This window comes from Candidatus Thioglobus sp. NP1 (assembly GCF_003326015.1).
In the GTDB taxonomy this organism is placed as follows: Bacteria; Pseudomonadota; Gammaproteobacteria; order PS1; family Pseudothioglobaceae; genus Pseudothioglobus; species Pseudothioglobus singularis_A.
In genome coordinates this window covers 1,512,968-1,527,509 of sequence record NZ_CP023860.1, presented here as the reverse complement: position 1 = coordinate 1,527,509, position 14,542 = coordinate 1,512,968, and the positions used below count along the sequence as shown (strand labels likewise).

11 protein-coding genes are annotated in these 14,542 nt (G+C 34.0%); 5 read left to right on the top strand and 6 right to left on the bottom strand.

Going from position 1 to position 14,542, the window contains the following annotated elements; genetic code table 11:
• The first annotated feature begins 29 nt into the window (after positions 1–29).
• On the top strand, positions 30–3,440 hold the full coding sequence (gene dnaE / locus CRN91_RS07840) for a DNA polymerase III subunit alpha (RefSeq protein ID WP_114115877.1): 3,411 nt from the start codon (positions 30–32) through the stop codon (positions 3,438–3,440).
• Positions 3,441–3,893: 453 nt separating this feature from the next.
• On the opposite strand, the gene coaBC is transcribed toward dnaE, so the two are convergent.
• The gene (gene coaBC, locus CRN91_RS07835) at positions 3,894–5,087 is read right to left on the bottom strand and encodes a bifunctional phosphopantothenoylcysteine decarboxylase/phosphopantothenate--cysteine ligase CoaBC (protein ID WP_114115876.1); all 1,194 of its coding nucleotides are present in this window, start codon (positions 5,085–5,087) and stop codon (positions 3,894–3,896) included.
• A complete protein-coding gene (ribD, locus tag CRN91_RS07830) occupies positions 5,084–6,127 on the bottom strand; it encodes a bifunctional diaminohydroxyphosphoribosylaminopyrimidine deaminase/5-amino-6-(5-phosphoribosylamino)uracil reductase RibD (RefSeq protein WP_114115875.1) in 1,044 nt (347 codons plus the stop codon). The genes coaBC and ribD overlap by 4 nt, the downstream gene beginning before the upstream one ends.
• 48 nt (positions 6,128–6,175) lie before the next feature.
• Here ribD and recA point away from each other — a divergent pair, with 48 nt between their 5' ends.
• The 3 genes from recA to tgt are packed head-to-tail and all read left to right on the top strand — an operon-like array spanning position 6,176 to position 8,735.
• On the top strand, positions 6,176–7,207 hold the full coding sequence (recA, locus tag CRN91_RS07825; RefSeq protein WP_114115874.1) for a recombinase RecA: 1,032 nt from the start codon (positions 6,176–6,178) through the stop codon (positions 7,205–7,207).
• Positions 7,173–7,607 carry a regulatory protein RecX gene (locus tag CRN91_RS07820; RefSeq protein ID WP_254424933.1) on the top strand — a complete coding sequence of 145 codons (435 nt, stop codon included), beginning with the start codon at positions 7,173–7,175 and terminating at the stop codon, positions 7,605–7,607. The genes recA and CRN91_RS07820 overlap by 35 nt, the downstream gene beginning before the upstream one ends.
• Before the next feature lie 27 nt (positions 7,608–7,634).
• Positions 7,635–8,735 (top strand): tRNA guanosine(34) transglycosylase Tgt, encoded by a 1,101-nt coding sequence (tgt, locus tag CRN91_RS07815; protein WP_114115873.1) that lies wholly within the window; start codon positions 7,635–7,637, stop codon positions 8,733–8,735.
• Here tgt and mrdA read toward each other — a convergent pair.
• Genes mrdA through CRN91_RS07795 form a run of 4 tightly spaced genes read right to left on the bottom strand, consistent with a single transcriptional unit; the run spans position 8,732 to position 12,934 of the window.
• Positions 8,732–10,600, bottom strand: coding sequence for a penicillin-binding protein 2 (mrdA, locus tag CRN91_RS07810; RefSeq protein ID WP_114115872.1), 1,869 nt, complete (start codon positions 10,598–10,600; stop codon positions 8,732–8,734). The genes tgt and mrdA overlap by 4 nt on opposite strands.
• Positions 10,601–10,613: 13 nt before the next feature.
• Positions 10,614–11,081: a rod shape-determining protein MreD gene (gene mreD, locus CRN91_RS07805; protein WP_114115871.1), complete on the bottom strand. Its 468-nt coding sequence runs from the start codon at positions 11,079–11,081 to the stop codon at positions 10,614–10,616.
• On the bottom strand, positions 11,074–11,877 hold the full coding sequence (gene mreC, locus CRN91_RS07800) for a rod shape-determining protein MreC (protein ID WP_114115870.1): 804 nt from the start codon (positions 11,875–11,877) through the stop codon (positions 11,074–11,076). Before mreC ends, mreD begins: the two co-directional genes overlap by 8 nt.
• A gap of 25 nt (positions 11,878–11,902) precedes the next feature.
• The gene (locus CRN91_RS07795; RefSeq protein ID WP_114115869.1) at positions 11,903–12,934 is read right to left on the bottom strand and encodes a rod shape-determining protein; all 1,032 of its coding nucleotides are present in this window, start codon (positions 12,932–12,934) and stop codon (positions 11,903–11,905) included.
• A gap of 92 nt (positions 12,935–13,026) precedes the next feature.
• Between CRN91_RS07795 and CRN91_RS07790 the strand changes: the two genes are divergently transcribed.
• Positions 13,027–14,523: a fumarate hydratase gene (locus tag CRN91_RS07790; RefSeq protein WP_114115868.1), complete on the top strand. Its 1,497-nt coding sequence runs from the start codon at positions 13,027–13,029 to the stop codon at positions 14,521–14,523.
• Positions 14,524–14,542: the final 19 nt, after the last annotated feature.

Here is a 14,542-nt window from a genome sequence, read left to right as displayed (position 1 = left end):
GAATTGATAGTATCCAAATCATTTTATTTATGTCATTTACAGGTTTTGTTCATCTTCAATGCCAAAGTGAATATTCTGTCAAGAATAGTTTGATACGAGTCTCAAAACTAATTGAAAGTGTCAAAGAGGCAGGAATGAGCAGTGTTGCTTTGACAGATGATATGAGTCTATTTTCAGCAGTTAAATTTTATCAAAAAGCTACTAAAGAAGGAATTAAGCCAATCATTGGTTCAAAGTTATCAGTAACTTTTGAATTTGGTACTTATGAAGTTCTTTTACTTTGTCAAAACCACAAAGGGTATTTAAATCTTTCAGAGCTTATCTCTAAAGCATACTTAGGTGAACAAGGTATTTCAATTGCAACTGTAAATGAAGAGCAACTCATCTCTCATAATGAAGGTTTAATTATGATAGCACCTTTAGTAACCTCAGATATTTCAAAACTATTCTTATCAGGTAAGTTAGAAATTGCAGAAGAAAAAGTTAAAAGCTGGGAATCAGTATTTAATAGTCGCTACTATATGGCTGTTCAAAGAACTAATCGAACATTTGATGAAAGTCTTCTTAATCAGACTATAGAGCTAGGATTAAAATTAAATATTCCAGTAGTGGCAACTAATGATGTTCAATTTTTAAAAAAAGAAGATTATGAGGCTCATGAAGCAAGAATATGTATTTCAGAAGGAGGTCTGCTAGATGATGCTCGCAGATTAAAGCATTTTAGTAAGGCGCAGTATTTAAAAACACCTAGCGAGATGTCTGAGCTATTTTCTGACTTCCCAAATATTTTAAAAAATACACTTGAGCTTTCAAAAAGATGCAATTTGCACTTTGAACTATTTGAAAAAAATTATCTTCCAGTTTTTCCAACACCAGAGGGAAAGTCAATCTCTGAATTCTTTAATGAAGAGTCATTGTTGGGTCTCAAAGAAAGATTAAAGGATATTAAAGTAAATGAAGAGATTTATTTTGATAGATTAAATTTTGAGTTGTCTGTGATTTTAGAAATGGACTATCCAGGGTATTTTTTAATTGTCTCTGACTTTATAAGATGGGCTAAAGAGAATGGTATTCCTGTTGGACCAGGAAGGGGTTCAGGAGCTGGTTCTTTAGTTGCTTGGGCATTATCTATAACAAATGTAGATCCAATTGAACATGATCTTTTATTTGAGCGTTTTCTTAATCCTGAGCGAATATCAATGCCTGACTTTGATATTGATTTTTGTACTGATAGAAGAGATGAAGTTATTGCATACGTTGCCAGCAAATATGGGTCTGATAAAGTTTCTCAAATTATTACTTACGGAACTATGGCTGCTAAAGGAGTTGTAAGAGATGTAGGAAGAGTCTTAGGACACCCTTATGGCTTTAGTGATCAGATCTCTAAAATGATTCCAAATGAATTAAAGATTACATTAGAAAAAGCCTTAGAGGATTCTTCAGAGCTTAAGGCCCGCTATGATTCTGAAGAGAGTGTTTCTACACTTATTGACTTGTCTCAAGAATTGGAAGGCCTAATTAGAAATGTTGGGACGCATGCTGGTGGTGTAGTTATTGCACCAAGCAAGATTAGTGATTTTTGCCCAATATACAAAGGAGCTGATGAGTCAGATGTTATTGTCTCTCAGTTTGATAAAGATGATGTTGAAGCAGTTGGTCTTGTTAAGTTTGATTTTCTTGGTTTATCAAATTTAACTATTATTGATAAGGCAGTAAAAATTATTGCTAAAAATAAATTAAGTGAGGGTTTAATAGATATTGATAAACTCGCTTTGGATGATCCAAAAGTATATAAATTACTTCAAGATTGTGATACTACTGGAGTTTTTCAGCTTGAATCAGATGGGATGCGAGGCTATTTAAAAAAATTGAAAGCAGATTGTTTTGAGGATATAGTTGCCATGTTAGCTTTATATAGACCAGGCCCATTAGAGTCAGGAATGGTGGATGATTATATTCAAGTTAAGCATGGAGCAAAAGTTCGATATCCTCATAAGATACTGGAAGAAATTTTAAAACCAACAAATGGTGTTTTTATTTATCAAGAGCAGGTAATGAAATCTGCTCAAATTATGGCGGGCTACTCTTTGGGTGGTGCAGATATATTGCGAAGAGCAATGGGTAAGAAAAAAGCTGAAGAAATGGCTGAACAAAGAGAGGTTTTTGTAAAAGGCGCTGCCAAAAAAAATATTGAAAAAGATAAGGCCAATGAAATTTTTGACCTAATTGATAAATTTTCAGGCTATGGATTTAATAAATCTCATTCAGTTGCCTATGCTTATATTTCTTATCAGACCGCATGGCTAAAAGCTCATTTTCCAGCTCCCTATATGAGTGCAGTATTATCATCAGCAATGGATGATACTGATCGAGTTGCTTTTACGGTTGGAGAATCAAAGAAAAAAGGAATCATATTTATTGCTCCTGATATAAATCAATCTGAATATGAGTTTAGCATTAAAGATAATATGACAATAGTTTATGGGCTCGGTGCGATAAAAGGAGTTGGTGAGGCACTAGTTAGAGAGATTGTTATAGAGCGAATAAAAAATGGTGATTTCTTAGATATTTTTGACTTTTGCTTGCGAATAGAAAAGAAGTTTCTTAATCGAAGGGCATTAGAGGCGTTAATCTATGCTGGGGCATTTGATAATTTTGGTGTAAAAAGAGCAACTCTTATATCCACATATCCGAATGCTAGAACTCAGGCAGAACAAAGACAAAATGATTTATTAATTGGGCAAGGTGGCCTATTTGCAGAAGTCGAAACTGATACTGAATACGAAAAGAAATACATAAGTGGTTCTTACTTATCTTTCAAGCAAATGATGGTATTCGAAAAAAAAGTGATGGGCTATTACCTCAATAGGCATCCAACTGATTGGTATAAGAATGAACTGAAATCAATAGTTTGCACTTTACCAAATGAATTAGTATTTAGAAATAATCGTGAGGTCCGTGTTCTAGCCCTAATATCTGATATTGATTATCGAAATACTAGAAGAGGTTTGATGGCAAGCTTAAAGGTTGAAGACGGAAAAAGGAAAATAAATGCAGCTGTTTTCTCTCAAGCACTTAGTTCAAATAGTGACCAATTAATTCTAGATGAAGTTGTTGTTATTTCAGGGAAAGTAAATCAAGATTTTAGAGAGCAATGGCAGATTGTTGTAGATAAAATAGAACCTGTTCAAAAAGTTCAATTAAAGTACGCCAAATTTTTAAAAATTAAACTAAGTGACGATAATAAAAACAAGTACGAAGAGCTATGTAATCTACTTAAAGATTTTCGTGGAAAGTGTCCAGTAATTATCGAGTATCAATCTAGTAATGCATCTGGAAATATTCCACTTTCAAAAGAATATGATGTTTCCTTAGATCGTGAATTACTAGATACAATTGAACAAAAATTTGGTCACGATAAATACCAAATTAATTACTAGTTTGAAAAAATAATTATGGATTGTTTTGGCCTTAAATTTCCTTTAAGTAAGCCACTAAACAAGACTAAAAAAGCTTTTTAAATTTCAACAAATAATTTAGTTAATTATTACTATAAGAATTGACTTTAAATGATATTTTTTTTAATCTGGATAAATAAAATTTAAAAAGTAATTAGTCCTTCAAATCGCTCTATATCAAGGAAAACTAGAAAAGTTATCCGCTATTTGAGTTTTAAGTAATAATTTTACAATTAACAAAATTAATTTTGAAAACTATAAAAATATAAGTTGTTGATTTATATAGAAAAAATAGAGGTGATTATTTATTAACCAAAACCATAGAATTTACTATTCTGACGCAATTTTATTAATGATATTAAGAGATATCACCAGAGTTATCCACAGTTTTGTGAGTAAGTCCACAAAGCCTTTATGTATAGGCATCTTGGAGAATTAGAAAAAATATTTTACAATTTTATTAATTAATTTTTCAGCAATAATTTGTTTGCTATTCTTATCAATTTTTTCAGTTTTCTTTGATGTTATAAAGTGAACTTCATTATTATCAGAATTCAGACCAAACTCTCTGTTTGAGACATCATTCACAACAATTGCATCACATTTTTTATTTATTAGTTTCTCAGTCGCGTTTGATATAAGATTTTCAGTTTCTGCTGCAAAGCCAATACAGATTGGTTTACTATTTAGTTTACAAACACTTTCTAAAATATCCTTATTTTTTGAAAGAATAATTGACTCTAAATTAGTATTATTTTTAATTTTATTTTGACTAACTTTTGCTGGCTTGAAATCTGCAACTGCCGCACAACTAATAAAAAGATCTTGATTCTCGATATTATCCATTACAGCTTCATACATATCATCTGCACTAGTAACAAAAATTGCTTTTGCTCTTTTTTCAATTTGCGTTGAAATTGAGCCAATAATCATAGTTACTTTTGCTCCAGAATTGACACAAGCATTTGCTAGAGCCATTCCCATTTTTCCACTACTATTATTTGATATAAACCTAACAGGATCTATCGCCTCAATAGTACCTCCTAATGTTATTAAAACCTTTTTTCCAATTAGTAGATTATTAATAAATAGGTTTGCTGCTTGATGAGCAATTTCAATTGGTTCAGCTAACCTTCCTTCACCTATATCTCCGCATGCTTGTTCTCCAGACCCTGGTTCTATATTAACTACTCCACGAGCTTCAAGTATTCGAAGATTCTCATTCATTGCTTTTGAAGCATACATTTGTTGATTCATCGATGGAGCAATCATTATGATTGCTTTTGTTGCAAGAATAACTGTTGAAAGAAGGTCATCTGCTTTGCCATGACAAATTTTGGCAATTGTATTTGCAGATGCTGGAGCAATAATAATAACATCAGCCCATTTTGCTAATTCTATATGGCCCATAGCAAGCTCAGCGTCTTTATCCCAGAGATTATTATGAACTTTATTTTTTGAAACTGTTTGAAGTGATAGCTCACTCACGAATTCTCTACCACCTTCTGTAATAATAACCCTTACATCAGCACCCAGATCTATAAGACGTCTAACAATATCAGGAGCCTTATAGGCTGCTATTGAACCACTAACTCCTAATACAATTCTTTTATTATCAAGAGTATTCATTTCAGCGTTGCTCTAATTTTTATATCTGAGCCAATCTGACGAATATCAAGAATATTAAGCTCAATCTTTTCAGACATTTTATTTAATGGAATGTTAATCATTGAACTAGCATCACTTCCTAGGATTACTGGAGCAGTGTAGATTATATACTCATCAATTAAACCAGCTTCTAGCATTGCTCCATTGAGGCCACTACCCGCTTCAAGAAGTAGCGTATTAATTCCTTTTTTACCCAGTTGACGTAGAGCAGATTTTAAATCTAATTTTCCATTAGATAGAATTTCTGAATTAGAATTATTAAGTATTAGTGTTCCAGCATCAGATGAAAAGATATTAAGAGATTTATCAATAATTTGATTATTACTATCAATAACTACTCTTAAAGGTTTAGATTTTGAGTTATTAAGCCTAACTGTCATCTTTGGATTATCATTTGAAACTGTCTTTGAGCCAGTCATGATTGCCTGGTTTTCACTTCGTAGTATCTGAACATCATTTCTAGATGCTTCAGAAGTAATCCATTTACTTTCACCACTCTTCATTGCAATTTTTCCATCGATACTCATAGCAATCTTGGATGTCACAAATGGCATACCAGTTTGCATTCTTTTAATAAATCCTCGGTTAAGATCTTTTGCTTCATTTTCAAGTAACCCAATATCAACTTCAACACCAGCATCTTGTAAGATTTTAATTCCTTTCCCAGAAACTAAGGGATTTGGATCAATCATTGCAATAAAGACTTTTTTTACACCAGCATTAATTAGTGCAGCAACGCATGGAGGCGTTTTTCCATAATGTGAGCATGGTTCAAGGGTAACGTAGAGTTTTGTATTTTCTGCTTCATGATTGATTTGATTGAGGGCATTAATTTCAGCATGCCCATCACCATAGAGTTGATGGTAGTCCTGAGCAATAATTTTATCATCACGAGTTATAACACAACCAACCATCGGATTTGCACCAACATCTGATCGACCAAACTGAGAAAGTTTGAGAGCCAGAGACATACATTCTATATCTTGTTCAGTGAAAGCCATTATAATAATTATAAATAATTTATTTAATATTTTACTCGGGAGAGCGGCGTGGATGAACAGAAAAAAGAAGCCTTAAAAGTAGCACTTGGTCAAATTGAAAAACAGTTTGGTAAGGGCTCAGTTATGTTTTTGGGTGACGAGGAGGCAAGAACCGACATTGAGGCCGTTTCTACGGGGAGTTTAAGCCTTGATATTGCTTTGGGCATAGGTGGACTTCCCAAAGGCAGAGTTATTGAAATTTATGGTCCTGAGTCGTCAGGAAAAACAACAATGACTCTTCATGTAATTGCTGAAATGCAAAAATTAGGAGGAACTGCTGCTTTTATTGATGCTGAACATGCTTTAGATCCTTCTTATGCTAGAAAGCTTGGTGTAAATACTGATGACCTACTAATTTCGCAACCAGATACTGGTGAGCAAGCACTAGAAATTACTGATATGTTAGTTCGCTCAGGAAGTGTTGATGTTCTTGTTATTGATTCAGTAGCTGCATTAACGCCAAAGGCAGAAATTGAAGGTGAGATGGGTGCTTCTCATATGGGATTACAAGCAAGATTGATGTCTCAAGCTTTAAGAAAACTCACCTCAAATATAAAGCGCACTAATACTATGGTAATATTTATTAACCAGCTCAGAATGAAAATTGGTGTTATGTTTGGAAATCCAGAGACAACTACTGGAGGTAATGCACTTAAATTTTATGCCTCAGTTCGCTTAGATATTAGACGAATTGGTGCCATTAAAAAAGGTGATGAAATTTTGGGCAATGAAACCCGTGTAAAGGTTCTGAAAAACAAAGTTGCGCCTCCATTTAAAAAAGCAGAATTTCAAATTTTATATAATCAAGGTATTTCTAGAGAAAGTGAAATTATAGATCTTGGTGTTGAGCTTGGATATGTAGAGAAGGCTGGAGCTTGGTATAGTGTTGAAGGTGAAAGAATTGGTCAAGGCAAAGATAATGCTAGAGAATATTTAAAAGATCATACTGATATGAGTCAAATGCTCGAAGGAAAAATTCGTGAAAAATTGATGAGTGGTGATCAAGATGAGCCAGAATCAGAGTCAAAACCAGAAGAATAGATGCTATTCAGCAGCATTAAGAATGCTGATGAGGCGTGAGCATTCTCAGTTAGAATTATTGACAAAATTACAGGCTAAGGGTTTTGATATTTCTGCTATTAATGACTCATTGCTGATTTTAATTGAGCAAAATTATCAAAGTGATGAGCGATTTTCTGAAGCATTTATTCTAATGAGACATAACCAAGGTAAAGGCCCTTTAAAAATAGTATCTGAACTCAAGCAAAGAGGTATCAATAAATTTAATCTAGATATTTTTGACTGGTTTAAATTAGCAAAAGAAGTTAGAAACAAAAAATTTGGTGATACTCCTCCGCAGGACTTTAACGATCAAGCTAAACAAAAACGTTTTTTACAATCAAGAGGTTTTGGTTTTGATGAAATTAATCAAGCTTTTTAAATCTATTTAAATCATAACGATTTTTTTATGAAATTCGAAATTAAAAATATAGATAATAAAGCTCGTCTTGGAAGGTTGACCTTCGATCGTGGTGAGGTAAATACCCCTGCTTTTATGCCTGTTGGAACTTATGGTGCTGTTAAAGCAATGACAGTAGAGGAGGTAAAGGGTTTAGGTGCAGAAATCATATTAGGTAACACCTTTCATTTATCTCTAACACCCTCAACTGAAGTGATCTCAGCCCATGGCGATTTACATGATTTTATGAATTGGGATGGGCCAATTCTAACTGATTCTGGTGGCTTTCAAGTTTTTAGTCTAGGCAAGATGAGAAAAATAACAGAAGAGGGTGTCGAGTTTCGATCTCCTAAAGATGGTTCTTTAATTTTTATGGGCCCTGAAGAATCTATGCAAATTCAGCATAAATTAGGTTCAGATATTGTGATGATTTTTGATGATTGTACAGCGTATCCTGGAAAGAAAAGTGAGATTGACCAATCAATGCAACTATCTTTGAGATGGGCCAAAAGATCTTCAATTGAACATCAGAAACTAAATAATAAAAATTCTTTATTTGGAATTATTCAAGGTGGTATGCACAAGGATCTTCGTCTTCAGTCAATCAAATCACTTGTAGAAATAGATTTTGATGGTTACGCGATTGGAGGTTTGTCTGTTGGAGAGCCCAAAGAAGAAATGATGGAGGTTCTTAGTTATTTGCCTGAACATATGCCAAAAAATAAACCTAGGTACTTAATGGGCGTTGGAACACCTTCTGATTTGGTTGAAGGTGTTGAATGTGGAGTTGATATGTTTGATTGTGTTATGCCAACTCGAAATGCAAGAAATGGTTATTTGTTCACCTCAAAAGGAGTCGTTAAAATAAGAAATGCAAAGTATAAGAAAGACACTGGCCCTCTTGATGTAAATTGTTATTGTTCAACCTGTAAAAACTATTCAAGAGCTTATCTGCATCACCTGCAAAAGACTAATGAAATTCTGGGCTCTCGTTTAAATACTCTTCACAATCTTCACTACTACCAAAACTTAATGCATTTAATGAGAGAGGCAATTAAGGTAAATAGCTTTACAGAATTCAAAAAAAAGTTTTATTCTCAACTTAATTAATAGAATTGAATATTCTCTTCTTTTTCAAGTTCAATTGGATACTTGTTAAAGTATTCATCCAAAAGTTCTCTTGCTAAAGGCGCTGCTTTTGAACTTCCACTGCCTGCATTCTCAACAATTATTGCAATTGCAACCTGAGGGTTGTTAATAGGTGCAAAACCAGTAAATAATGCATGGTCTCTTAATCTTTCAGCAATATTCTCAGCGATGTATTCTTCTTCTGGATCAAGTCCAAAAACCTGAGCAGTTCCTGTTTTTCCTGCCAGAGTATAATTAAGCTTATTATTTAATCTTTTTGCAGTTCCAGACTTACCATAAATGGTTTGTTTCATTCCTTCAATAACAAGCTCCCAGTTATTAATGTCTTTGATAGGAATTTGAAGAACATCTTTTTGCTGTTCTAATAATATCTCCCCTTCCTTTGATTGAGAATGCATCATAACCTTTGGCTTTAAAAGTTGTCCTTTGTTGGCAATGGCCGCAGTTGCTAAAGCAAGTTGAATTGGACTTGCAGTCATAAAGCCTTGCCCAATTCCTGTGATAAGAGTCTCTCCACGATACCACGGTTCATCCTTATTATTTTTTTTCCATTCCCTTGATGGCAGAATTCCCCCTAGCTCTCCTGAAAGATCAATGCCAGTTTTTTTACCAAACTGAAAGAAAGCGAGGCTATCATGAATTTTATCAATCCCAAGTTTATATGCTAAGTCATAAAAAAATACGTCACAAGATTGCGCAATAGCATCCACAACATTCACATTACTATGACCTGTTCGCTTCCAGTCATTGAATTTTCGAGAATAATTTGGGAGTTTATAAAAACCTGGGCAAAAAGTTGTATCTTTTATTGTTATATTATTCAATTCAAGTCCAGCTAATGCAACCATAGGTTTGATGGTTGATCCTGGGGGGTAGAGGCCCTTTATGCTTCTATCAAAAAGAGGTAAATCTTCATTACTATTTAGTTCATTATATTTTTCAACTGAGATTCCATTAACAAACCAATTTGGATCATAACTGGGAGTACTAACTAGGCTTAAAATTGAACCATCCTTAACATTAATAAGGGCAATAGCACCTCTATTGTCTCCTAGAAGTGATTCTGCTTTAAGCTGGAGATCTATATCAATATTTATGTAAATATCTTGACCAGAGATAGAGGGTGTTATTACTTTTGACCCAACTACTCGACCAGCCACATTCCTCTCAATTTGTTTCTCCCCGGTCTTACCATGAAGAATAGTTTCATATTGTTTTTCAATGCCTGTTTTCCCAACAAAACTTGTTCCAGCATAATTTTCTTTATCGTATATATTTTTATCCTCTTTACTCATTGAAGATACATAACCAATAAGGTGAGAACTGGATGATCCATATGGATAAACCCTATGAAAGTATGGTTCAATCTCAACTCCAGGTAACTGGTTTGAGACTAAAAATTTTGATGCTATAGATTCAGAAATATTAAATTTAATTGGTATGTTATGAAATTTTTTATAGCGATTTAAATTCTTATTGAATTTATCAACATCTTCTTTATTAATAAACTCATTAATTTCTAAATCTAATAAAACATCATCTAAATTAGAAACCTTTTCTGGAGTAATAGTTAATCTATATGAAAATTCATTAGTAGCTAAAATTTTCCCATTTCGATCTAATATATTGCCCCTAATTGGGGTAATTGGCAGATTCTGCATTTGGTTTCCAAGTGCTTCTTCAGTGTAATAATCGTATTGATTTATCTGCAGGTTAAAGAGTCTTATTATTAAAATAAAGGTCATTACTATCATAAGGAAAGATGCAATGACTACTCTCGATTTGAAGACTTTTTTTTCTTGCCTTATATTTGCAATTTTTTCCATACTTGTTAGTTAATCAATTATCTATCTTGGCAAATAAGAATCTAATGACAGGCCATATTACTGCGCTAGTAAAGGGGGAAAGAAGAACGAACCAGCTAAAATCAAAACCTTGAATTGCGATATGGGTTATGAGAAGAGTTGATAGATAGATTGAAGAGGCAATAAAAACATACACCTGTTGAGTTGTTAAATTAGAGACAAAAAATGATTTTTTGACATTTAAAATAAAAGCTGAACTAATTACAAGATTTAAGGCATTTTGCCCTAAGATGCCTCCTTGAAGAATATCCAATAATAATCCAAGTATCAAAGCCGAAAGATAGGGGCTCTTTGCTTCAGAATATATTAACCAATATATAAAGATTATTAGCATCCATAATGGAGAAGCAGCCTCTAAAGCTTGTGGTAATGAAATAGCACCAATGATCAAAGCAATAACTGATACTTTTATTAAGAGTATAAATGAGGTCTGTTTATTCATTATTATTGGAAACAACTAAAATTAATTCTAACTTATTCATGTTTTGAAGTGGCTCAAGAGATATCGTTAGGAAGGACTCGTTAGAAGCTTCATCAACAGCAATAACTCTACCAAAAAGATAACCAATTGGATATGAATTACCAACTCCACTTGTTACAAAAATGTCTCCTAATTTAACATCCGAGCCTAGAGGTATATATTCTATGATTAAGCCTTCTTCCTTAGAGGCAATTCCTCTTGATATTCCTCTAATGCCATTTCGAGAGTTTTTAACAGGCATGTGTTGAGTAGGATCTGTAATAAGTTGAACAGTAGAATAAAGTGGGGTAACTTGGCTGACTTGTCCTACTACACCATCAGATCCAATGACTAATTGAGATAGAGTGACTCCATCATTCATACCCTTATCAATAATAATTTTTTTATTTAATCTTGATTGAGAAATCGATTTAACATTTCCTAATGTGATTTGATGTTCAGGAATGATGTATGTTGAATCTAGTAGTTGAGATAATTTTTGGTTTTCTAGAATAAGATTATTATAGGTTTGAAGCCTTGCTTTGAGCTCAGTGAGTTTACCCTCCAAATATTCATTTTCAGAAATTAGTTCGGCATTATCAGTGCCTTTATCATTAACCCAATCAATAACGTGATTAGGTAAATCAACAACGAAATAGATTGGCGAAAGAAGTGTTAAAGTAAATCGCTTAAAATTATCTAAGTATGAAAAACGAGTATCTAGAACAATAAGAATTATTGAAAAAAGTATCGGCACTAATAGTCGTAAAAGTCGCATTATTAAGATCCCGACTTGTTAATGGTTACTCAGCAGCTAAAAATCCCATATCATGCTGATTAATCATGTCTAATGCGATACCTCCACCCCTTGCTACACAAGTAAGCGGATCATCAGCAATAGTAACTGGCAAGTTTGTTTGGTTGTTGATTAATCTGTCAAGACCTTCTAAAAGGGCACCACCTCCAGTTATAACTAGACCATTCTGGGCAATGTCTGAAGAAAGTTCAGGGGGAGTTTGTTCTAGTGCCGTTCTTAAAGACCCAATAATCATCCCTAGGGGTTCACTTAAAGCTTCTAGAATTTCTGAATTAGTAACTTCAAAACTAACGGGTAAGCCAGTAGATACAGCTCGGCCTCTGAACTCATTTTTTCTAATAATTTTAGATTCAAAAGCACTTCCAACTTCTTCTTTAATTTGTTCTGCAGTAGCCTCTCCAATGATAATTCCATGGACTCTTCTAATGAACTTAATAATTGTATCGTCAAAGACATCTCCACCAACTCTTAATGAGTCAGAATACACAATGCCATTTAGTGATAAGATTGCAATCTCAGTAGTTCCACCTCCAATATCAAGAACCATTGCACCAGAAGCCTCCTCAATTGCCATACCTGCACCTAGAGCAGCTGCCATAGGCTCTTCAATCAAATAAACATCCCTTGCTCCAGCACCAACTGCACTCTCTTTAATAGCTCTTCTCTCCACCTGAGTAGCACCACATGGAACACAAATTAATACTTTAGGGCTTGGTGAGAAAAAACCAGATTTCAATACTTTTTTCATAAAATATTGCAGCATTTTTTCAGTCACCTTGAAGTCTGCAATAACGCCATCCTTCATAGGTCTGATTGCTTCAATAGATCCAGGCGTTCTACCAAGCATGTTTTTGGCTTCTTGACCAACGGCTATGACCGTTGATTCAGTAGCCCCTCTTTCATGCCTAAGGGCAACAACAGAGGGTTCATTTAGAACAACTTTACCGTCCATATAAACTAGTGTGTTGGCAGTTCCAAGATCGATAGAAAGGTTTTGGCCTCTGAATAAATTAAACATAAGTGATTCCTAGCAAAGTATTGATTAATATGAATAGAGGATATAATATAACCTGTTTGCCCTAATTAGACAATACAGAAGCCTAAATAAATATGATTATTAAACAAGAACATTTAGTAGAAAGTATCTACTCTTCTTTGCAATATATCTCTTATTATCATTCACCTGATTTTATTAAGGCGATGGTTTTGGCTTATGAAAATGAAACAAATCAAAGTGCGAAAAATGCCATTTCACAGATTTTAATAAATTCCAAGATGTGCGCGCTGGGTAAAAGACCAATTTGTCAGGATACGGGAATAGTAAATGTTTTTATTGAAGTTGGAATGGATGTGACATGGGATAGTGAACTTTCTCTTGAAGAGATGGTTAATGAGGGTGTGAGAAGGGCATACAACGATTCTAATAATCTTTTAAGGGCTTCTATAGTTAGTGACCCACTATTTAGCAGAAAAAATACTCAAGATAATACCCCTGCTGTAATTCATACTAAGTTTGTTAAAGGTAACACTCTAGACATTACAGTTGCAGCTAAGGGTGGTGGCTCTGAGAACAAGTCGAAATTTACAGTTCTAAATCCAGATGATAACTTAACTGATTGGATATTAAAAACAATTCCTACAATGGGAGCTGGTTGGTGCCCTCCAGGAATAATAGGTATTGGAGTCGGAGGGACTGCTGAAAAAGCAATGCTAATGGCTAAATCAGTCTTGATGGAACCTATAGATATTAATAAGATTAAAGATAAAACTGAGCATACTAATATTGAATCACTTAGAATTGACCTCTTTGATAAGATCAATAATCTTGGAATTGGCGCTCAAGGATTAGGCGGTCTTACTACAGTTCTTGATGTCAAGATTCAGGATCATCCAACACATGCTGCATCACTCCCAGTTGCAATGATTCCAAATTGTGCAGCTACTCGCCATGTCCATTTTTCATTAGATGGTTCAGGTGTTGCTGAATTACCAGAGATTGATATGAGTCTTTACCCAGATTTAGAGATGGATATTTCCAAATATACTAAAGTTGATCTAAATATCTTGACTCAATCTCAAATGGATGACTGGAATATAGGAGATACATTGCTCTTATCGGGAACTATTATTACTGGAAGAGATGCCGCTCATAAGCGACTTAAGTCAATGCTTGAAAGTGGCGAGGGATTACCAAATGGTGTAAATTTTGATAATAAATTTATTTATTATGTGGGCCCTGTCGAGGCAGTTGGTGATGAAGTAATTGGTCCAGCTGGCCCAACCACTGCTACTAGAATGGATAAGTTTACTGATATGATGTTAGAGAATACTGGAATTCTTGGAATGATAGGCAAGGCAGAGCGGGGCGATTCAACAATTGAAAGTATTAAAAAACATAAAGCAAGTTATTTAATCGCAGTAGGTGGAGCGGCTTATTTGATTTCTAAATCTATCAAGAAGGCAAAAGTTGTTGCCTTTGAAGAAATGGGAATGGAGGCAATCTATGAGCTTGAAGTGAAAGATATGCCTGTGACTGTTGCTGTTGATACCAGTGGAGAAAACATCCATAAAGCTGCAACTAGTATCCCAGTAACTTATTCGAGCTAAGTAAATTTCAGTTTTTATT